This window comes from Mycobacterium sp. 1465703.0 (assembly GCF_001672975.1).
Classification (GTDB): domain Bacteria; phylum Actinomycetota; class Actinomycetes; order Mycobacteriales; family Mycobacteriaceae; genus Mycobacterium.
The window spans coordinates 1-18,494 of sequence record NZ_LZKU01000285.1; the positions used below are offsets into that span (position 1 = coordinate 1).

Annotated in this window: 35 protein-coding genes; 2 read left to right on the forward strand and 33 right to left on the reverse strand. The window is 65.5% G+C overall.

The features are described from left to right. The 7 genes from A5625_RS26770 to A5625_RS26800 all read right to left on the reverse strand — a co-directional run. Positions 1-1,215 (reverse strand): phage portal protein (locus A5625_RS26770; RefSeq protein ID WP_067001581.1); only part of this gene is annotated, 1,215 nt, incomplete at its 3' end. A gap of 13 nt (positions 1,216-1,228) precedes the next feature. Then, on the reverse strand, positions 1,229-2,857 hold the full coding sequence (locus A5625_RS26775) for a terminase (protein ID WP_067001584.1): 1,629 nt from the start codon (positions 2,855-2,857) through the stop codon (positions 1,229-1,231). Between the two features lie 6 nt (positions 2,858-2,863). Next, entirely contained in the window at positions 2,864-3,352 is a 489-nt protein-coding gene (locus tag A5625_RS26780; RefSeq protein ID WP_156748601.1) for a hypothetical protein, read from the reverse strand. Positions 3,353-3,678: 326 nt separating this feature from the next. Continuing rightward, on the reverse strand, positions 3,679-3,900 hold the full coding sequence (locus tag A5625_RS30400; protein ID WP_232003837.1) for a hypothetical protein: 222 nt from the start codon (positions 3,898-3,900) through the stop codon (positions 3,679-3,681). A gap of 136 nt (positions 3,901-4,036) precedes the next feature. Then, complete coding sequence (locus tag A5625_RS26790) at positions 4,037-4,336, reverse strand: hypothetical protein (protein ID WP_067001592.1); 300 nt, start codon at positions 4,334-4,336, stop codon at positions 4,037-4,039. Continuing rightward, positions 4,336-4,554 (reverse strand): hypothetical protein, encoded by a 219-nt coding sequence (locus A5625_RS26795; RefSeq protein ID WP_067001595.1) that lies wholly within the window; start codon positions 4,552-4,554, stop codon positions 4,336-4,338. The genes A5625_RS26790 and A5625_RS26795 overlap by 1 nt, the downstream gene beginning before the upstream one ends. Continuing rightward, positions 4,551-4,844 carry a hypothetical protein gene (locus A5625_RS26800; protein ID WP_067001598.1) on the reverse strand — a complete coding sequence of 98 codons (294 nt, stop codon included), beginning with the start codon at positions 4,842-4,844 and terminating at the stop codon, positions 4,551-4,553. Before A5625_RS26800 ends, A5625_RS26795 begins: the two co-directional genes overlap by 4 nt. 196 nt (positions 4,845-5,040) lie before the next feature. On the opposite strand from A5625_RS26800, the gene A5625_RS26805 reads away from it, so the two are divergent. Next, positions 5,041-5,265 carry a hypothetical protein gene (locus A5625_RS26805; RefSeq protein WP_067001601.1) on the forward strand — a complete coding sequence of 75 codons (225 nt, stop codon included), beginning with the start codon at positions 5,041-5,043 and terminating at the stop codon, positions 5,263-5,265. Between the two features lie 20 nt (positions 5,266-5,285). Continuing rightward, the gene (locus A5625_RS26810; protein ID WP_067001673.1) at positions 5,286-5,606 is read left to right on the forward strand and encodes a hypothetical protein; all 321 of its coding nucleotides are present in this window, start codon (positions 5,286-5,288) and stop codon (positions 5,604-5,606) included. Between the two features lie 142 nt (positions 5,607-5,748). On the opposite strand, the gene A5625_RS29385 is transcribed toward A5625_RS26810, so the two are convergent. The 26 genes from A5625_RS29385 to A5625_RS26940 form a co-directional block, all read right to left on the reverse strand. After that, positions 5,749-5,961, reverse strand: a complete 213-nt coding sequence (locus A5625_RS29385; RefSeq protein WP_156748603.1) for a hypothetical protein — start codon at positions 5,959-5,961, stop codon at positions 5,749-5,751. A 184-nt stretch (positions 5,962-6,145) separates the two neighbouring features. Beyond that, complete coding sequence (locus A5625_RS26820; RefSeq protein ID WP_156748605.1) at positions 6,146-6,448, reverse strand: hypothetical protein; 303 nt, start codon at positions 6,446-6,448, stop codon at positions 6,146-6,148. Next, a complete protein-coding gene (locus tag A5625_RS26825) occupies positions 6,441-6,767 on the reverse strand; it encodes a hypothetical protein (protein WP_067001609.1) in 327 nt (108 codons plus the stop codon). The genes A5625_RS26820 and A5625_RS26825 overlap by 8 nt, the downstream gene beginning before the upstream one ends. Next, positions 6,764-7,399 (reverse strand): hypothetical protein, encoded by a 636-nt coding sequence (locus tag A5625_RS26830; protein WP_067001611.1) that lies wholly within the window; start codon positions 7,397-7,399, stop codon positions 6,764-6,766. The genes A5625_RS26825 and A5625_RS26830 overlap by 4 nt, the downstream gene beginning before the upstream one ends. Before the next feature lie 100 nt (positions 7,400-7,499). After that, positions 7,500-7,910: a hypothetical protein gene (locus tag A5625_RS26835; RefSeq protein WP_067001614.1), complete on the reverse strand. Its 411-nt coding sequence runs from the start codon at positions 7,908-7,910 to the stop codon at positions 7,500-7,502. Further along, the gene (locus tag A5625_RS26840; protein WP_156748609.1) at positions 7,907-8,179 is read right to left on the reverse strand and encodes a hypothetical protein; all 273 of its coding nucleotides are present in this window, start codon (positions 8,177-8,179) and stop codon (positions 7,907-7,909) included. The genes A5625_RS26835 and A5625_RS26840 overlap by 4 nt, the downstream gene beginning before the upstream one ends. Next, positions 8,176-9,384, reverse strand: coding sequence for a hypothetical protein (locus A5625_RS26845; RefSeq protein WP_067001617.1), 1,209 nt, complete (start codon positions 9,382-9,384; stop codon positions 8,176-8,178). The genes A5625_RS26840 and A5625_RS26845 overlap by 4 nt, the downstream gene beginning before the upstream one ends. Beyond that, positions 9,385-9,789, reverse strand: coding sequence for a hypothetical protein (locus A5625_RS26850; protein WP_156748611.1), 405 nt, complete (start codon positions 9,787-9,789; stop codon positions 9,385-9,387). Further along, a complete protein-coding gene (locus tag A5625_RS26855) occupies positions 9,786-10,082 on the reverse strand; it encodes a hypothetical protein (RefSeq protein WP_067001622.1) in 297 nt (98 codons plus the stop codon). The genes A5625_RS26850 and A5625_RS26855 overlap by 4 nt, the downstream gene beginning before the upstream one ends. Then, positions 10,079-10,636 carry a hypothetical protein gene (locus A5625_RS26860; RefSeq protein WP_067001625.1) on the reverse strand — a complete coding sequence of 186 codons (558 nt, stop codon included), beginning with the start codon at positions 10,634-10,636 and terminating at the stop codon, positions 10,079-10,081. Before A5625_RS26860 ends, A5625_RS26855 begins: the two co-directional genes overlap by 4 nt. Beyond that, positions 10,633-10,884 (reverse strand): hypothetical protein, encoded by a 252-nt coding sequence (locus A5625_RS26865; protein ID WP_067001628.1) that lies wholly within the window; start codon positions 10,882-10,884, stop codon positions 10,633-10,635. Before A5625_RS26865 ends, A5625_RS26860 begins: the two co-directional genes overlap by 4 nt. After that, entirely contained in the window at positions 10,881-11,102 is a 222-nt protein-coding gene (locus A5625_RS26870; RefSeq protein ID WP_067001631.1) for a hypothetical protein, read from the reverse strand. The genes A5625_RS26865 and A5625_RS26870 overlap by 4 nt, the downstream gene beginning before the upstream one ends. Continuing rightward, complete coding sequence (locus A5625_RS26875; protein WP_067001634.1) at positions 11,099-11,368, reverse strand: hypothetical protein; 270 nt, start codon at positions 11,366-11,368, stop codon at positions 11,099-11,101. Before A5625_RS26875 ends, A5625_RS26870 begins: the two co-directional genes overlap by 4 nt. Beyond that, positions 11,361-11,729 carry a hypothetical protein gene (locus A5625_RS26880; protein WP_067001637.1) on the reverse strand — a complete coding sequence of 123 codons (369 nt, stop codon included), beginning with the start codon at positions 11,727-11,729 and terminating at the stop codon, positions 11,361-11,363. Before A5625_RS26880 ends, A5625_RS26875 begins: the two co-directional genes overlap by 8 nt. After that, positions 11,726-12,616, reverse strand: coding sequence for a hypothetical protein (locus A5625_RS29755; protein WP_067001640.1), 891 nt, complete (start codon positions 12,614-12,616; stop codon positions 11,726-11,728). Before A5625_RS29755 ends, A5625_RS26880 begins: the two co-directional genes overlap by 4 nt. 114 nt (positions 12,617-12,730) lie before the next feature. Beyond that, a complete protein-coding gene (locus tag A5625_RS26890) occupies positions 12,731-13,159 on the reverse strand; it encodes a hypothetical protein (RefSeq protein ID WP_156748614.1) in 429 nt (142 codons plus the stop codon). After that, positions 13,156-13,344 carry a hypothetical protein gene (locus A5625_RS26895; RefSeq protein WP_067001646.1) on the reverse strand — a complete coding sequence of 63 codons (189 nt, stop codon included), beginning with the start codon at positions 13,342-13,344 and terminating at the stop codon, positions 13,156-13,158. The genes A5625_RS26890 and A5625_RS26895 overlap by 4 nt, the downstream gene beginning before the upstream one ends. Then, positions 13,334-13,630, reverse strand: a complete 297-nt coding sequence (locus A5625_RS26900) for a hypothetical protein (RefSeq protein WP_067001650.1) — start codon at positions 13,628-13,630, stop codon at positions 13,334-13,336. The genes A5625_RS26895 and A5625_RS26900 overlap by 11 nt, the downstream gene beginning before the upstream one ends. Beyond that, entirely contained in the window at positions 13,627-13,926 is a 300-nt protein-coding gene (locus tag A5625_RS26905) for a hypothetical protein (RefSeq protein WP_156748615.1), read from the reverse strand. Before A5625_RS26905 ends, A5625_RS26900 begins: the two co-directional genes overlap by 4 nt. Beyond that, on the reverse strand, positions 13,923-14,255 hold the full coding sequence (locus tag A5625_RS26910) for a hypothetical protein (RefSeq protein WP_197516247.1): 333 nt from the start codon (positions 14,253-14,255) through the stop codon (positions 13,923-13,925). Before A5625_RS26910 ends, A5625_RS26905 begins: the two co-directional genes overlap by 4 nt. Before the next feature lie 165 nt (positions 14,256-14,420). After that, the gene (locus tag A5625_RS26915) at positions 14,421-14,699 is read right to left on the reverse strand and encodes a DUF1508 domain-containing protein (protein WP_067001655.1); all 279 of its coding nucleotides are present in this window, start codon (positions 14,697-14,699) and stop codon (positions 14,421-14,423) included. Further along, the gene (locus A5625_RS26920; protein ID WP_197516248.1) at positions 14,696-15,511 is read right to left on the reverse strand and encodes a DUF2303 family protein; all 816 of its coding nucleotides are present in this window, start codon (positions 15,509-15,511) and stop codon (positions 14,696-14,698) included. Before A5625_RS26920 ends, A5625_RS26915 begins: the two co-directional genes overlap by 4 nt. Positions 15,512-15,607: 96 nt before the next feature. Then, positions 15,608-15,961 carry a hypothetical protein gene (locus tag A5625_RS26925; protein ID WP_067001661.1) on the reverse strand — a complete coding sequence of 118 codons (354 nt, stop codon included), beginning with the start codon at positions 15,959-15,961 and terminating at the stop codon, positions 15,608-15,610. Continuing rightward, positions 15,961-17,037, reverse strand: a complete 1,077-nt coding sequence (locus A5625_RS26930; protein WP_067001664.1) for a recombinase RecT — start codon at positions 17,035-17,037, stop codon at positions 15,961-15,963. Before A5625_RS26930 ends, A5625_RS26925 begins: the two co-directional genes overlap by 1 nt. Before the next feature lie 29 nt (positions 17,038-17,066). Then, entirely contained in the window at positions 17,067-17,444 is a 378-nt protein-coding gene (locus A5625_RS26935) for a hypothetical protein (protein WP_067001667.1), read from the reverse strand. Continuing rightward, complete coding sequence (locus A5625_RS26940) at positions 17,441-18,364, reverse strand: YqaJ viral recombinase family protein (RefSeq protein WP_067001670.1); 924 nt, start codon at positions 18,362-18,364, stop codon at positions 17,441-17,443. The genes A5625_RS26935 and A5625_RS26940 overlap by 4 nt, the downstream gene beginning before the upstream one ends. Between the last annotated feature and the right edge of the window lie 130 nt (positions 18,365-18,494).

Below are 18,494 nucleotides of genomic sequence, written 5' to 3' on the forward strand. Positions count from 1 at the left end.
CGACCGTGGCCGGCGCATGAAACTGCACTGGGGGCCGATCGAATTCCACACGCTTGCCGAGCCGGCGGCCGCGTCGGGCGTAATCAGGTGCAACGGCGTCGACGTGACGGCGGCGAATTCCTTGACGTCATCGCGCTTTCCGTTCAGCAGCGGCCCGAAATCGGTCTGTTGCGACTCCCATATCTTGAAGTCGGCCGGTATCTGCCACAGCTCGCCTGGGCCGGCCTTGAACACCTTGTTCAGGTCGACCGGCGGCGCTTGCTGTTCGGGCGAGTCTTCGTCTTCGGCGTCTTCGTCGCCGACCAGCCCGCGTTGCCGCAACGCCTGATACCAGAACCCGATGATGCGTTGAAGCGTGACGTCGTTGATCCGGTCGAGCAGGTCGATATGCGGCTCGTACTCGCCCATACCGTTCAGGTTGTCGAACCGAACGATGGGAATGCCGCCGAAAGCGTCGAGCCCTTCGACGGCGACCGGCGCGGTGTCGGCGAGCGTGAAGTTCCTTGAGTCGGGGTCGTAGTTGAGCGTCCACTTCTGCCCGGGCAAGAACAGGTGCGCGATGCGCGACTGCAAGATCGGGTCGTACTGGTGCACAACGGCCGCCGCGAGCCGCGTCGGGTTGTTCAGGTCGGGTATGCCGATGCACCGTCGCGGGTCGATCGCGTGGATAGTCGGGCTCGGCGCGTTCGTGCTTTCCAGCGTCGGGCCGCCTTCGACACCGGGCACAACCATCGCGTAGCCCTCGCCCATGCCCAGCGTGTAGGCGAACAAGTCCTTGCTGACGGCCGCGAACGCGGTTTCTTCCATGATGTCGGCCGCGAGGTTGTCGCCGTCGGTGTCGGCGTCGATCAGCGTCGAAATGTCTTGCAGTTCCATGCGATCCAACATCGCGGCAATGCACATCGGCGCGTAGTTCGACCGGGCCTTGCGGATGATGTCGCGGAAAACCTCGTGATATTCCGGCTTGAGCTGCGGCAACGGCGGGTCGCCCTCGTAGTACGACCACAGCATGTCGAGATACCGGTCGCGCGGCGTCCAGTAGCGCGCCATGTGCGAAATGCTGCGTTCGCCGCTGCGCGGGTCGATGATGTTCGACGGCCGTACGAGCTGGTCTTTCCACGGTGCCCGGGTCGGCTGCGTGAACATGGCGTTGATGCGGTCGAACCATTGGTACGGCAACAGGTCCGCGCGGGTGGCGGGGGTCGGACTGGTCAAATCTCGGCCCCTTTCACCTGATCTGCTTGAACACTCGTTTCTTCGGCTTCGGCAACTTCGGCAACACGTCCATGCGGGCTTGCCACGACAGAACGGCGGCCATCGCGCCGTCAAACTTGCGGTCTTTGTGCAACTTGCCCAGAATCCACAGCCGTTCGCCGGTCTGCGGGTCGACCAAGTTCGTGTACTGCTTGCCGGCGTTACCGATATGCCGCGTTAAGTCGCCCGTTTCGGGGTCGTCGTCGTGGCCGAGCACGCCCGACTGCATCGCACCGACGTACGTCTGAATCGTCCGAATCATGCGATGCCGCTGGTTCGTCCAGAATTCTTCAACGACGTCGGGGTGCTTGGCCGCCCACGCGCCCACCGTGTAATTCCAGTGCGGCGGGTCGGCGTACATCTTCACGACGCGGTACGTGCGGAACAGCTCGGCGCGCTTGGCGTTGACTTCAGACTCGTCAACTTCCCAGTCTTCGTCGGCGTCGTGCGGCCGCTCCCACAAGCCGGCCAGCACTTGCAGCCCGGTGCGCACGTCGGTGACCACCATCGCCGTCGAGTCGCGCATACGAGCGCCGTCGAACCCGATCGTCACCATTGCCCGCCGCGGAATGACCGCACCCGGCCGGCGCAAGTCTTTCCAGCGCCGCAAGTTGAACGCCTGCAAGCCCTGCTGTGTCCAGCGGTTGCACCAAACCCGTTCCAGATACGCGACGTCGGCCTTCGGCACGTCCCATTGCGACGCCAGGTCTTCAACGTCGGTGCGCGCCGCCAGCTCGTCGCCCGACGCCTCGCGAATCGCCTCGCACCGTTCTTCGAAGACGTCCATATCCCAGCCGTCGGACGCCTGACGGTGAAAATAAAACATGCGCGGCCGCTTAATCTCGCCCCGCGCAATGGCTTCGGCTTCAAAATGGTCGTCTTCGGCCTGCGACTGCTGGCCGGGCTCGCCGGCCGTCGTCACGCCCAGCGACCAAGGGTCTTGCGCTGTGCGCTTCCCTAGGTTCGCTTCCATCGTGACGATTGCCGCCTTCTCAGACGGCAGATACAGACGGTGCGTTTCGTCGTACAAGTTGCACGTCGTGCGCCCACCGTCGTTCGTGTCGGGCGCGTTCGCCAGCGGCAACGCCTTGCCGTCGGCTCGGCCACGGTCGTCGAGCCGAATGATGCGGTCAAGCGTCGCGTCGAACAGGTCGGCGTCGTCGCATTCTTCGCAGATGTACTTGAGCGCGCCGAACGCCAGCTCGGAAACCTGCAACTTGGCGTTCGCCAGCATCGGAACGAAGGGGTCAACGACCGGCCGGCCTTGCTTGAGCGAGCCGTCGCGGTTGAACCCGTTGAACCGAACCGGCGCTTCGGGGTGTATCTCAAGGAAACCGACGAACGCCATCAGCTCGGTTTTCGCCGCGCCCTTGCGCACCGAGAGCCGGCCCTTTTTGAACCGCCGGCGGCCGGCGCGCGGGTGCCCGCGCGGCCAGTGCTCATACAGCCGGTACAGGCAATAGCGCCAGTCTTCGGAAAGCTGAACCCGTTGCCCCTTGAGGTCGCCCGGCCCGTACACCGCGCGTTCTTCAAGGAAATCGCACACTTGGTCGCCCAGCGTGGGCAACGGCTTATCGTCGTCGGGCGGTACTACCAGCTCCACCGGGCACTAGCCCACGGAATGCAAGTTGCGTTCGCGCCGCGCCACCCGGGGATCGACCTTGCGCTTCGCCGCTGCCGACTTCGCCGGCGCCGAGCTCGTACCCGAACGCCGCGCATTGCCCCGCGCCTGCGCTTCGTCGACCCGCTCGATTTCCCATTGCAGCGAGCGCCGCGACATCGGCGTCAAACCGCACTGCGCGAGCAACTGCCGAATCTCGGCCGCCAAGTTCTTGCACACGTTCGCGCTGGTTTCCGGCGACCAAAACTCTTGCATCAGCTTCGCCGCCAGGTACATCGTGTCGACGTCCGATTCGGTCCATTCGGGAACCATCGGCGACGACCACGCGCGACGCCACCACGCTTCGATCTGCGGATACCAATCGGGCCCCGCCGGCAACGCCGGAATCGTCGGATTCTTGACCGGCTTGAGCACGGCCCGCGTCGACGTCTTGTTGCGTCGAGCACGAACCGACGGGTCTTTCGAATGTGCTGGCATGTCACACGCTCCCATATCGGGTCGCTGGCTCCCATAACGGGAATAACGTTGCGCCCGAGCAACTTTCGCGCACGGGCTCGAGCCCGAAACCGCTGGTAGACAACGGTTTTCGGAACGCCGAACAGCCGCCGGAGAAAAGTTGCGGGAAGCGTACAGACCTTTTTTCACAGGACATATCGGCGGGACTCAGTAGGTACGGGGGGAGGGTGGACCGTTGGGGGTCGCCGGCCCCCGGGGGCTGGTCGCCGGCGCTGAGCCACCCTCTCGCGACGGTCACCGCTCGCCGGCCGCCGGCGCTGGCGTGGGGAAGTCGCCAGCGACGGCGGTTACGCGGCTCGTGGTGGTTCGGGCAATCCGCGGTCGGCTGTGCGTGCCTTGGTGTCGTTGCATTCCCAACACGCGGCCTGATGGTTGTCGGGGTCGAACGCGAGGTCGGGTCGGCGGGCGGCCGGCGCGATCTTGTCGACGACGGTCGCGTATCCGGTGCAGATGCCGACGTATCTGATCTGGCAGGCGTAGCCGTCGCGTTTCAAAATGGTCGGCCGCACGTCTTCACGCCAACGGCGCGTGCTGGTGACGCGGCTCGATTCGGTGCGTTCGCCGGCCCATGCAACCGTGTGTTCTTCGCAGTACTTGCGGTTGCGTATCAGGTTCGTGCACTGGCCGTGGTCACCGGGGCAACGTCTAGGTGCGCGTGGCATCGGCTGGTGGCCGGCCGCGTTCGAACCATGACGAGCGTGTGGTTTGAACGGTGCGTGTGATGACGTGCACGGCGTCGGCGTAGTCGTTGGCGCCGAGGTCGCGGTATCGCGTGGCGAGCGTGTTGACGACGAGTAATGCGTCGTCGACGTTCGTGAATACGGTCGCGTTCTCGGCGTCACGCACGACGTTCACGGTGTCGGTTGTGCTGATCGCGTAGCCGGCGCCGGTGATGCGAACGGCGAATTCGTCGTAGGTGTCGACGAGCTGGTCGGCGTCGTACATCAGCGGGCGGCGGCGATGAGCTGGTACACGATGGGCAACTGCCTGATGCGCTGGTGCTCGGCTTCGTAGTCGAGCTGGTGGCCGTCGACGTTGAAGACGAACCATGCGAGCGCCGTGTCGTCGCTGTCGGGTACTGGGCTCGGTGCGCGTACGGCGATGATGCCGCCGCCGGCGCGCACTGTGCCGGCGGGGTCGTCGGGCAACAGGTCGTCGTTCACTTGCCCTTGTTCCGTTCCTTGGCGAGCGCGGCAACGTGCTTGGCGTGGGCGGCGGCTTGTTCGGCGCCTGGTGCGTGGCCGGGCCATGCGCCGGTTGCCCGCTTGTGGAGGTTGGCGCAGTGTCCTTTGACGACTTCGGGGTCGTGAATGAACTTGCCGAGCTCGGCCTCACAGCGCGCGAAATCGCCGGGCACGCCCCAGTTGATTTTCGCGGCGCCTTCGCCGTCTGCCCAGTATTTGTTGAGCCGTTCGATGGCTTGCTCGTTGCCGGGTGTCGGTGCGTGCGCCACGTGAACACCTCCCGATCGCGGGCAGCAAAGAACCGCCGGCCCGTTTCGGGCACAGCGGTGCTTGTGGGCGAGTGTATCCATGAACACTTATTTCGTCGATATTCGGGGTGCGTTGGCGTGGCGTGACGCCTAGCATTGTCGGGTATGTACGACATGTTCGTTAGGAATTGTCGGTGATGTATGACATACTCGACGTATGCGCGTACGAATTACCGGGTCAGCCCGCAAACACGGGATCAATTCGGGCCGAATCAGAGCGGCGCTCGCGAACGCTGTGCTCCACAGCGTCGACGGCGATTACGCGCTCTACATCGGCACCGATGACCGTGGCGTCGAGCTGGAAATCGGGCTGGTGCCCGACGACAGGTTCGACGACCAGTTCGCCGCTATCCACTGCCTGCCGACCGAATGGCGCAAGTGAACCGAAAGGGGTTGCACGACATGGGTAAGTTCCCGAAAAGCACGGCCGGCGCCGAGGTTGTCGACGCCGATCTTGACCACGACGACTTTCAATTTCAGGGCAAGCGGCTAACCGAGAAGCGCGCCGAGAAGTTGGCCGCCAAGGCATTTCGCCGTGCCGACAATCTCGTGCCGGGCGGCAAGTCGCTATCCGGCGATGGCACGCATTCGCCCGTCTTGCAGACGCGGGTACCCGCCGACGTGCGCGCGAAGTTCCAAGCAATCGCCGCCCGGCGTGGCGTGCGGCCGTCGAAGCTGTTGCGCGAGGCAATCGACGAGCTCATTCGCCGCGAAGCCGGCTAGATCGGTCGGTGCCGGCGGCTATCGTTTCCGGCTTCGTATCCGACGCCCCAGACGCCGCACAGCGTGCACGTGCACAGCGCAATCGCTTCATACCCGAGCGTGACGACGCTGTACGTGAAGTCGTGATCGCACGTGCCGGCGCTCATATCGGCAATCGGATGCCGTCGCGAATCTCGGCGTCGCGCACCAGCTCGGCCGCGAATCGGACGATGCGCGCGTAATCCATCGGGTGAGCGCGAATGGTGCCGTCGAAGCGTAGTGCGTAGACGCGGCCGCATGACGGGCACCAATCGGCGTCTTGCCACGGGGCACCGATAGCGCGCGAGCCCGGGCAGTGCCGGCGTCGAGGGGTCATTTCACCCGAGCTATCAGGTGGTACCACAGGAATGCGCGCCATCGGACGCGAAACCATTCCGGCGCGTGGTAGCGAATCCGCTCGGCGAGCGCGCCCAGCTCGTACGCGATGATGTGCCGCCATGACCAGAACGGCGCGCCGCACGTGCATTGCAGGCCGCGTCGGGTGTAGCGCCGACGGTGCATCATTTCGTGTGCCAGGTGAAGTCGCCAGCCTTGTTGGCGCCGGGGTAGCGTTCGCCGATGTTTTCGCCGTTGACGTACCACGTTTCGACGTGGTGCTCGCGTGAGTGTTCGTTCAGCTCGGCGACGGACGCGAACGGGCCGGCCGGGCACTCGTCGACGACGCATCGAATGCCATGTGCCGATCGGTAGTGCTTGTCGACGTCCCACAGCAAGACGCCGCACGTCGTGCACGCGAGAAGTTGCGTCAGCGGCCAGCCGGTTTCGACGGCTTCGAAACGGCCGTCGGCGTTCACGTCAGTCATCGTTGAATCCGATCAGCACGCGCCGGCGAAAGCCGGCGAACATCTGGTTCAGGTGTTCGGCCATCGCGGCGGCCGCTTCGGCGGTCTTCGCCAGGCCGCGCCGCAATTCGGCGAACGGGTTCGCGGGCCGGCGGTTGCGGCCGTCGTAGTCGTAGACGGTGATGTTCGGGCGCGCCATCAGTGCGGCGTATGCGTCTTGCATCATGGCTTCGTTTGGTGTGACTTCGAATGCCCAGTTCCAGACGCCGGCGGGTATGCGGCGCACGAGCCATTCGGGTCGGTCGTTGTTGGCTAGGTTCTGCAATGCGGTGCGTATCAACGGTTTTCCTTTCGTGGGGGGCGTATTTCGCCGATGTCGAGTCGTACGCGGTTGCGGTGTGAGATTCCGACCCAGTTGCCGCGATCGCCGATGATGGCGTCGACGTCGAACGTTCGGTCGCCGGCGTTCCATGCGTCGACTTTCGAGCTGATCTGCAATTCGGCGAGCAGTTCGGCGCACGCTTCGTCGGGCATCGTTTTGTGCCAGCTTTGCCCGATCAGGTCGCACGGGCCGCGCACGCCGGCTACGGCGTCGAGAATCGTGTAGCAGACTTCGCCCTTCGGTCTGAATTCGGCTTGGCGGGTGAGGATCGCGAATCGGTCGTCGGCCGCGCGGACGTCCCACCAGCGCCGGCCGTCGCGGGTGAGTTTCACGCGCGAGCCGACGGGCGGTAGTGGTGCTGGTGCTGGCGTGAACGATGCCGTTATGCGGAAGTATTCGTTCAGCTTCACGGGCACCGGGCATTCCAGCACGATGCCGTTGCCGTCGGGGGTGTGCTCGCCGCGCCACGCGCCGCACACGATGCACCGGTATTCGCCGGCGGCCGGCTGGTACGTCATGGCGTCGCTTCCCAGATTGACCGCTTCGGTTCGGCCGTGTGCGGTGTGATGGGAACACGGAAGTGTCGCCATTCGTCCCAGTCGCCTTCTGCGTAACTGATGCGGCGAAGCTGGATCGCGAATCCGCAACCAGCACATAGCGTGATGTCGCCTATTCGGGTGCCTTCGTACGTCACAGTCCAGCTCGTTTCTGTCGTCGTTGCAGTAGGTAGTCGCGTGCTGATGCGAGCGAGTATTCGGGTGCGCCGTCTGGGCCGACGCGCTGCTCGATCTTGCCGCGCCGGGCCCATCGGTATATGTCGGTTGGCGCCTTGTCGATCAGGTGCGCGAGGTCGGCGGCGCATAGCCAGTCGTCTTCGTCGACGGGCATCGGGCCCGGGCGCGGCCAGTAGTGGCCGAACTGGGCCCAGTGTTCGTCGAGCCGGTACAGCTCGCCGGCGGGGTCGTCGATGGTGCCTTGTGCGATGTCGTAGACGAGCCGGCGGTATGACAGTGCGATGCGCTTGGCCTTGTCTTCGGCGTCGTCGCCGGGCCACGGCCAGTCTTTGACGTTCCAGCGCCGGCGCGGCGCGCGGGCGGTCATTCGTCGACCCGTTCGTGCGCGCGGGCGTACAACAGGTCTCGCGCGGCGTCGAGCAGCCCGGTCGTTTGGTAGTACGGCTGTGATCCGTTGCGGGGGAAGACGAACACGCCGCCCACACGGTCGCCGTCGTCGTCGATGCGCTGTGTGCCGACGACGAGCACCGCGTCGACGGGTATGGCGCCGGCGGCGAGCTGGTCGGGGTGGCACTCGTGCATCAGGGCTTGAATCACTGAGTCGAGTGCCTGAAATGACTTCGGCGTCGTCGTCACGGGCACGTCCCGGCGTGAATCAGGTTGCAGTCGCGGCACCGCGCGTCGCCGTTGATGACGACGTTTTCGTCGATGTCGACGAGCGTGGACAGCGAGCCGGCCGGTATCGGGTTCGTGATGGGCTCGCGCGCCGGCGCCGGCTTGCGTTTGGGCCGCTGGTAGGTGGGCTCGTTGCCGAATGCCCACGTGTCGTCGGCGGCCTGGCGCTCGGCGGCGGTTTTGCGGTCGGTGGCGACGACGCGATCGGCCGGCCGTTTGTGCTCGCCGAGCGCGGCGTCGAGAATTTCGAGCGCAGCGGCGGCGTCTGCGTCTAGGTTCTTGTGTCGGTGCATCATGTCGTCGAGGTTCTGCAACATGTCGAGCCGCCAATAGGCTTCGGCGAGAAGCCATTTCAACAGTTCCATATCTAACCTTTCGTGAGTGATGAGCCCGGCGAGAAACTGATATTCGCGTTCGGTCCATGCCGAGTTGCAGTTCTTGCAATCGACGATGGTTGTGCCGTCGTCGCGGCCGACGGCGGCGCCGCAATTGGGGCACGGCATTTCGTAGCGGTGGCGCAGCCGGGTCAAGCCCAGTTCGGCGCGTGCTTGGTTGTGCAGGTCGACCAGATCGAACGCGACGTCGACGCCGATCAGTTGGACGATTTCGTGGCGCTCGTTATCGCGGTTCCAGACGTAGTGATTCGACAGTTCGTTGCCGGCGAGCGCGTCGAGATTCGGTTCGACCATGCGTATGCACGCGGCCAACAGGTCGCCGTCGTGCACGCGGGTGTCATCGAAGCTGCGCACGGCGACCGAACGGGCATCGACCGGTTTCTCGAGCTGTGCCGGCGGGGCGGGTAGCCGGCGGCCGGCGGGCGGGCGCGCGTTGATGGCGTCGGCGACGAGCTCGGCGGCGCGCCGCGCGGTTTCCACGATGTCGCGCATGAGCGCGTCTTTGCGCGCGGAAATCGGCACGGCCGGTTCGGGTGTCGAGCGAACCTTTTGGCCGTTGCGGCGGGCCCGCTCGCCGAGCGTGGCGCGTAGCTGGGCCCAGTCTTTCGGGAGCTGGCGCACGGCCTTGCTGATGTAGTCGCGGCACGCGGGGCACAGCGTGTTCTCGTGCTCGGTCGCAGCGCCGTCGCGGCGTATCTCGACACCTTCGTCGTTGGTTAAGACGGTCGCGTTGCGGCACGCGCCGGCGGCAAGGCATTCGTGTGCGCTCATCTAGTCGGGCCACCTTCCCACGTAAATTCGTCCTTCATCGAAATCGTCTGGCGCCCAGTGCGCTTCGTACAGTTCCCATGTCCACGTTTCGCGGCCGCGGGTCAGGGTCAGGAACTTGCGCGTCTTGAGCGGTGTCGCGATGACGAGCCCGCTGCGGTGCGGCACGACGTCGCAGCCAAGGACGACTTCGCCGGCGGGTTCGGGCTGGCGTTCCTTGACGGTGGTGACGGCGCCGCACTCGTGCGGGCAGTCGGCGCCGGCGCGCACCATGCGGTCGATTTCGTCGGCGTCGAGCAAGAGCAGCGGCTTCGGTTCGGCCGGCGGGCCGCCGTGGGCCGACAGTTCGATCGGCCCCCAGTCGCATTCGGCGCCGCCGCCGGCGCCGTGGCGCACTTCGACGCTCATCGTTTGCGCCAGCCGCATTGCAGCCGGTGCTTGCGCATGGCTTGCAGCCGCTCGACGAACAGGCCGCCACAGATGTCGCACGAAACGGCTTGTGTGAACGGCGTGCCGAATTGCTCGTGCGTGAACGCAAGCGCGCCGATCGCTTCGTCTTCGAAGCCGCGTTCGCCGCTGATTGCTCGCACTTCGTAGTCGGCGAAGTCGTAGTTCGGGCCGAGTTGTTGGAATCGCGTCGCGGCCAGCATTTCGACTTCGGCTTGCACGCTGGTCATCACTGGCCGCCCGTAATCACTCATCGGCCGGCCAGCTTGCGTCGGATGCCGGCGACGAACCGTCGGGCGGAGTTGTCGCGGTTGGCGGCGGCGAGCCGGCGCAGCGCGAGCGCGAGCGCGGTCATGGTGTCGATGTGTTCGGGCTTGGCCGCGTCGAGTGCGTCGGCGAAGTCGCACACGGTGCGCGCGTCGTCGAGCGGTCGCGCCTCACCGCCGGTCCACCCGAGCCATGCGAGCACGCCGTCAATCCACGCGGCGGTCTGTGCGACGTTCTCGCCGGCGAATTCCAGCGCGTCGGCGGGAATGGACACGGAATACCGGTTTCGTGGCGCAGCGGCCGTCTGGGCTCGATTCTCGCCGGGTTCTGTCTCGTCGCCGGGCGGGCGGTAGACGGGTCGGTGCTCGCCGCACGGGCAATTGGGCTCGGCGCACGGGTACGGCTCGAAATCGCTGTGCTCGTGGTCGACGAGCACCAGGCCGAGCGCGGTGTTGACCTTGGCGTGCGCCGGCAACGCGGAAAACGGCACGTTCTGGTCGACGACTTCGCAGCGGCACGGGCCAAGGTTGGGCGCGGTCATGCGGCGGGCCCGTCCCAGATCGCTTCGGCTGCCGCATTGCGGTGCGAACCCGTGTGCGGGGTCAGCAGATCGCAACCGTAGTGCTGGCCGGCGATGTTCAGCGCCGCCGAGCACATGCGCACGTGCTGCCCTTGCGGGAAGCCGCACACGGCGGCGACATGCGCGCTCGGCCGGTACTGGCACGGCTTGTCGGCGGTCGGGAACATGCCCCACTGCCGCAACCCGACGAACTCGTGGTCGGTTATCACTTCTCGGCCCCTTTCGGTGGTTCTAGTGCATTCGGGTGCTTGCGGTCGAAATCGCGGTACAGCTCGCGAATCGCTTCGGCCGTGTACGCGGGGCTGTTCGTGCCGAACGCGATAGCGCGTGTGGCGTGGAAAACGGCGAGCTGGTCGTTCATCACGTGCAGGTTGCGCACGGCGTCGTCGATGCGCCGTTGCCGGTCTTCGGGGCTTGGCGTGCTCATGATTCGGTGGTTCCTTTCGCAGCTCGTGCAGCGGTAGTGATGCGTTTCGGGCAAGGCATCTTTCGTTCGCGGCCGCCGTGTTCGGCGTCATGGCGGCACAGCTCGCCTTGCGGCGCCATGCATTTCGGGTTCGTGCAGTCGAAGTCGAGCGCGTTCGTGTCGATGTAGGCCAACAGCACCGGGTCGCGCGTGACCTTCGGCGGCGGCCCGCTGTACCACGGCGGCGGGTACGGGTCGCGGTCGTCGAGGTCAACGGGGTCACTCATGGTCGATCGCTTTGGATCGGGCGAGGCTGTCGACGAGTTGCGCCAGCTCGGCGCGGCGGTCTAGGTCGGCGTCGCGACGGTCTTCGCGTGCGCGGCGTTCGGCGTCTGATTCCCGTTCGGTGCGGTCGCGGCGTACGGCGCGGGCCGCGTCGGTCAAGTCTTTGGGCAGCGGCCGAAATCCCGATCCGTTCTCGGCGTACATCTTCGCGACGCCGGCCAGCACGTCGGGCGGTTGCAGCTCGTAGCGTGCGATCTGCTCGGCCCAGGAATCGACGATGGCCTGTGAGGCTTTCGGAAACCACGGGTCATAGGCGGCGCACTTGGCGAGCGCGAGCGCGGCGGTCTGGTGGTAGTCGGTCATGGTTCGAGCTCCGGTCGTCGGGTTTGGTTGGCGAACGCGAGGTAGCCGTTGACTTTGTCGTCGTGGCCGTTCGTGGCCGGCGCGGCGCGGGAGCGTTTGACGATGTCGCCCAGCACGGTCGGCAGGAATTCGGCTTTCGTGCAGTCGGCGCGGCGGTCCCATTCGCGAAGCGCCTCGCGGATGAGCGCGTCGGGGTGGCGTTCGCGCGCAAGTTTGGTGACTTGGACGGCGAGCCGGTCGATGGTCGTTCGGGGGTAGCCGGTGCCGAGCGTTGTGCGGACGACCGTGCGTGCGGCGTCGGTCGGTTTGGGCGGCGTGGGCCGGCTGGGATTGTCGACGAATTCGGGCGCGGAATTGAGCACTTCGTCGTCGACGACGCCTTGCGGTTCGGGCGGCGCGGGTTCGTCGTTTTCGCGCGCGGTCGTCGTCTGTTCCCCTGTTCCCCTGTTCCCCTGTTCCTCTGTTCCAGGCGCGAAGGTTCGCGAGGGTTCGCGAATGTTCGCGAATGACTCGCCGATGACGGACTCTTTGTAGTTCAAAGTGCCGTCTGGTCTGGGTAAACGTCCGGGGTTCGGTTTGTCGACTCGTTGGGCCGATTCCCAGAACGACACATAGAGCAATGCGGTGCCGTCGACTTCGTATCGCCATAGCAAACCGGCCTCGTGAAGCCGGCGAAGTGCTTCCGAAACCCTCGCGAGGGTTCGCGAGGGCTCGCGAACGAGGTCGCGTTGGAACAGGTCGCCGACTATCAATTCGATGTCGTCCTTGCCGACGCCGTTGTCGTCGACGTACGACTCAAGCCCCTTGAGTACAAATCGGTCTTCCCAGTCGACGGCCGCGATTCGGCGTGAGCGCCAGAACTCCGGTTTGGTGCTACGAATTCGCACGGCGGCCTCTCTCGTTGGCGGGCTGGCACTGCGGGCAGATCGGCCGCAATGCGGGGGATTTGAATAGGCCGCTACAGCGGTCACAGAACAGGGTGAGCAAGATCGGCAGCACCATTAGCGGGCCTCGCAGAGAACGAAAGCGCCGGTGATGTCGGCGAGCCCGTCGCGGGACGGGTGCGGGTCGTGCATGATTTCGCCGGTGATGGCGTCGCCGACGACGACATGGGCCACGCCTCGCGGTGATCGGCCGTCGATCAGAATGTGCGGGTAGGAACTGGTTTCGGCCCGGCATTCGGCGCGTACGGCGTCGGGGGTGTCGTAGTACAAGATCGTGACGTCGTGGTTCGCAATGAGCCATTGCTGCGTTTCTGCGAACCATCGGGCAACTTCGTCGCCGTCTTGGTTCGGGTAGTCGCGCACGAAGTGCGGCACGGCCGCGATCGGGCACCCGAGAATGCTGGCGATGCCGGCGCGCCAGCAATCGCCGACCGATCCAGTGTCAGGGTCGTGCAAAAACTCTTGATCGACGAACCTTGTTGTCACGCTCGACATGTCGCGCCTTCCGTTTCGGGGTCGGGTTCGAAGCCGGGGCAGTCGCAGCGCACGAAGTCGTTGCGGCCCGGGCCGTAGTAGTTGCGTGCGCGGCATCGGCCGAGAAACCGATCGCCGGGCCGGGTTTCGTCGTGCTCGGACTCGTAGTCGCCGCACAGCACGCATTCACGCGCCATCGCCGGCCCCCAGCTCGCCGCCGGCGCAGTCGATGCACTGCCACCTGTAGCGGTCCCACGCGAGCGATTCGACGGGCACGCTGCCGCCGCAACAGTCGCAGCGGGCCCGGCCCGTACGTTCGCGCTCGCGGGCCGCCAGCTCGGCCGTGCAGTCGCGGCGGTGCGCGTTGTGCACGGCGAAATAGCAGCCACACGACGGGCAGAACGGTTTGCGCCGGCGGTTGACGTCGGACGTGCTGGGAACGTCGGCCCAGCGTTGGCGCGGCTTGGTCGCGGCCGGCGTCATGCGCCGAGTGCCTTGCGGGCGGCCGCTGCGGCGGCTTCGTTGATGAGCGTTTCGGTGGCGAACTTTTCGATGGCGTCGGCCCGCACAAGCACGACGGCCGGGCAGCTGATGTCGTTGCAGATCAGCACGAGCCACAGTCGCCACGCATGGCGGTGCCGGCGGCCGCGCGAGTCGCGGTACACAACGTCGTCCATGCCACGGTGCCGGCGCAAGTAGTCGCCGCCGATAACAACGAGCTGGTTGTTGCAGCCGTCGCGGTGTGGCACGTCGATGTGTACGGGCGAGTGCTCGGTCATGCTGCCCGCCCTGCGATCCATTCGTCGGCTTCGCTGGCGCGTAGGTCGAACAGCTCGTCGAGGTCGGGTTCTCGGCGCATGATGAGCCGCGCGTAATAGGCTTTCCAGTTGTTGTTGAGCTTGTATTCGGGGTCGTTGGTCGCCAGCGCGATTTCCCAGCGGGTTCGCTCGAAAAGCGTTGCGATGCCGAGCTTGTGGCGGCCGGTGCGGGCGACCCATTCACGCGCTAGCCGCACGAGCGTGTCGTACACGACCGGGTTGTCGGCGTGGAATTCTTCGAACCGTTCGGGCATCGTCTGCGCGAACTTGAGCGCGAGCTGATGAGTCACGGCGTCGTCCTTGCGTAGTGAACGATCCTGCCGGGCAACGGTTTGCCGTCGGCGAGGTTGAAACAGTCGTGGCGGGGTTTGGCTTTGCAGACTTCGCACGACCGCGAGAGCGCGTCTTGTACGACGGCGCTATCGCGGTCGGCGAGGTCGGCATAGTCGGGCAAATCAGGCTTCGTTGAACGGCATTCGCAACAACAGGTCGGTTTCGCCGGCCCGTTGTAACCAGACGTCGCTACGGTTGCCGAACAGCTCGTCGATGGCGTCCATTGCATCGTCTTCGTTCGTGTACGACTCGCTGCTCTCGGCCATGATGCGGTTGTTGCCGGCGTTGATGGCGCGCCAGCGCCATCGCTGCGGCCGACTGTTGGGCCTGAGCGCCGCGAGCCAATTCGCGGCCGGCGCTTGGAACAGCGCGACGACGATGCGCGTGTCGGCCGTCGTCACGACGAGACCGCCAGCACGGTTTTGCCGGTCTGCGCGGTCACGGCGAGCGCGACGGCCGTCCATGCGTCGCGAACAATCTGGCGGGTCGGCTTGAGCTTGACCGCCAGGCCGAGCGCGCCATCTTTCACGCGGGTGCGGAAATAGGCTTGCACTTCGGTCGTTTCGTGGTGCCCTTCCCACGGCCGCAACTCAAGGGTGATGAGCTGCGGCAATTCGAGCTGGCGGCCCTTGCCGGCGCTCATCGTGTGTTCTTGCTTGTACGTGAGCGTCTGCCCGCCGTTGCCGCGCTCGATGGTGGATTCGAACGCGCCGCTGGTCGACGCGCGAACGCTGTCGATGATTTCCAGCAAGTCGGCCTGATCGGGGTCGACGATGGTGTGCAACAACGATTCGATCTTGTCGCCGAATTCGGTTTGGCCGAAATAGGTTCCCGAAATGTTGTGCCAGGCCGCCCAGTCTTCGTCGGTGACGAGCTTCAACGTCAGCTTGTCGTCGCGCCAGCCGGCGAGGTCGTCGCCGTCGTCACCGATGCAGCGGTGGTCGTTGTAGATCGCGGTGAGCCGGCCGGCGGTGGCGTTGCCCCACAAGGTGCCGGCGTCGCCGAGCGGCCGGCGGTCGAGCTCGGCGAGAAACGAGTCGAGGTCGGCGACGACGCGCTCGCCGATCGGCCGGAACGGGTTCTTCGTGACCTCGCTGGCGGGCACTTCGATCGTTTGGTGCTGCAAGCCGTGCTTCTCGGTGACCGACACGACGTGGCGCACGTACGGGCGCGGGTCGTCGAGCACGTCGGCGGGGTGCGGCGTGTTGACCACGCCGAATTGACCGATGGCCGGTGCCGGCAGTTCGAATACTTCGTTCGTGCTCATGCTGTTTGGATTCCTGTCTGGTTGTTGGGTTGCGGGTGCGGGTTACTGGTCTTTGCCGGCGCCGGCGGTCTTGTTGTCGGCCGGTGTGTCGTAGTCGAATTCGCGCTGATTCGGGTCGTTGCGATGCAGGCCGCCCTTGTCGTCGCCGAACCACATCGACGTACGCGGTTCTTCGGGAATCGACGCCGTGATGCTGTCCTGAATGCGGAATGCGTTCGGGATTTTCTCGACGGGCTTGATCGACAACTTGACCGTGACCGACGCCGCCTTGCCGGTGCGCTGGACGGCTTCGACGGCCTCACGCAACTTGCGCGACGCTTCGTCGTGCGCGAGCCCCTTTTTGTGCGTGACGAGCAGACTTGCGAATTCGGTTGCCTCCGCGGGTTTGTCGGGCATTACTTGGTTTCCTTTCCGTTGGCGCCGGCGGGCTTGTTCCCGGCGGCTTGTTCGGCCTTGATGTCGTGCTCGTTCAGCGCGTCGCGCACCTTGTCGTCGAGCTCGCCGGCGTCGCGCCACGCGACGAGCTGCGCGCGAATCTGCTCGGTTTCGTCGTCTGACATTTCGCCGGCGTGGTTGACGGTGCGGCCGAGAATCGCGCCGGCGACGATGAACCGGTCAGCGACGTCGTTGCAGTCGGCGGCCGCGAACAGTGCTGGGATGCTGTCAGCGCCGGCGCCCGCGTTGTCAACGGTTTCGGTGCCCGGGTCGTCGGCGTTCTGCGCGGCCGCTGCGCGGGCCCGCAACGAGTCGACGCCACGGCCACCCGGCCGCCGTTTCGGCTGTTGCACTTCGCCGGCTTCGTCGACGGTGATGGCGTCGCTAACCGCGTCTTCAAGCACCAGACCCGACAACTCGTCGGGGTAAGCGCGTTGAATCGCGAGGGCTTCGGCGCATTTCGCGATCTGGTTTCGCGGCATCTTCGACCACATGGAATTCGGCACCGTGTTGCCGTCGACCTTGACGGTTTGCACGTATTCGGCGAAATGGGTCACGGCCGGTATCGGCTCGCCGTCACGGAACACCACGTATTTCGCTGCTACCGGTGTCTTGTCTTCGGGCCAGACTTCGCGCCACTCGCCGTCGTCGCCGCACCAGAACGGGCCTTCGAAGCCGAGCCGGTTGCCCTTTTCTTCGGCCAGCTCGCGGGCCCGCTTACGGAATCCCTGAATGCCGGTCTGAATGGTGTAAACGGTTTCCCAGCGAGTCACCTTGCGCTGGTTCGACTCTGGGTCGTTCGGGTCGACCTTTTCGTACCGCGTGACCTGCGTGTTTCGGCCGATCATGTAAATTTCGCGCCGGAACGGGTCAAGCCCCGATTTCTGGCAGACGTGCGAGAACAGGATCAAATCACCTTCGGGCGCGTCCGAAAGCCCGAGTTGCGCGAGCATGGCGCGCTGCGCTGAGTTGAAACCGATTTGGCCGGGCACGAGGTCGGTTGTGGTCTCGTCGATCGTGGCGACTTCGTTGGTCATGGTGCGGATTTCCTTTCGCTGGTGCGGATTTAGCCCAGGTGGCCGGGCTCGTCGGGCAACACGTTTTCCGGCGTGACCGGGTAAATCTGCTGGTCGTTGATCGTGAACGGCACGAACTGGCCGCCGGTCGTGGTGCACGTGACGTACGAGCTGCCGTAGCAATTCGTGGTGATCGGCACTGTGTGCGCCGGCGTCCAGATAGACCGCTTGCGGTCCCAGCTACCGTCGGCGTGTACCGGGCCGTCGCAGATCGTGCGGCGCTGACTGAACAGGAAGCCCCAAGGCACGGTGTCGCAGTTGGGGCCCACGCTTGGGTCGGGCGCGGCGTGGGCCGGGCCGGCGGCCGCGAGTGCGCCGGCGACCAGCGCGCCGGAAATCGCCGCGATGATGGTGGTTTTCGTGCTCATGCTGACTTGTTCCTTTGTTCTGCCTGTTGGGTGGCGGGGTGTTTGCGTGCGAGGTTGAGCGCGACGCCGGCCTTGGCGTGCGGGCTTCGGGTGGCGACCCTGAGCGGGCCCATGACGGCGTATTGCGCGTTGCCCATCGCGTCGAGCAGTTGCGTTTTGAGCCCGCGTAGCCGCTTGTCGGCGGCCTTGGCGTCGTCGTTGGCGTTGTGCACGGCCATGCCAAGATCGGGGTCGACTTCGACGGTTTCGCCGTTGATGTCGGGGTGCAGCTCGCGCACCGCTTCGTACGTCGCAACGTGGTCGTCGAGCGCCGGCGGCGTCGGCTGCGACAGCGATGCCCAGAACTTGCGGCACTCGTCGAGCAGCCATTCGGCGACGCCGGCATCGAACTCGATCGGGTAAATGTGATCGTTGAAGAACGGGCCCAGTGCGAGCAGATGCGCCGGGTAGTCAGTCCAGCCGGTAAACAACATCTGCGCGGTGCATTGGGCCGCATAGTCTTCGGGGCAATCGCCGGTGAAGTCGTCGCCCCACTCGTCAAGCTGGCGAGCGGTTTTCAGCTCGACGACGCGGCGGGCCCGGCCGCGAACGCCGCGCCTGTCGAGCGTGCACACGGCCGGAAACCCGAACTCGTCTTCGTCCAGCACGAATTGCACTTCGCCGCGCGAGAGTTTCCAGCCGGGGTTATGCCGGCGCCAGCGGTTCGCGGCGGCGGGCTCGTAGTCGTGGCCGACGTCGAAGATGTCTTTCGGGTCTTCGGGCGCCAAGATGCCGCGCATACGGTGCCATAGCCGATACGGCGATTCGAAGCGACTGACGCCGACGATGGCCGCGACCTTGCTTGGCGTGATCCGGCGTAGCCATTCGGGCGAGCCCGGTTCGATGTAGCCCGGCTGGCCGGGCAGCACGACGCGCGCCATCAGCGGGCCCCGATCGCTGCGAGCTGGCGGCGCATGTCGAGGATTTCGCGGCCGCTGCCCGGCCGCCACACGCTACGGCCGGGAAAGTGCTTCATGATCGTGTCGGGCGAACGGCCAAGGGTGCGTGCGA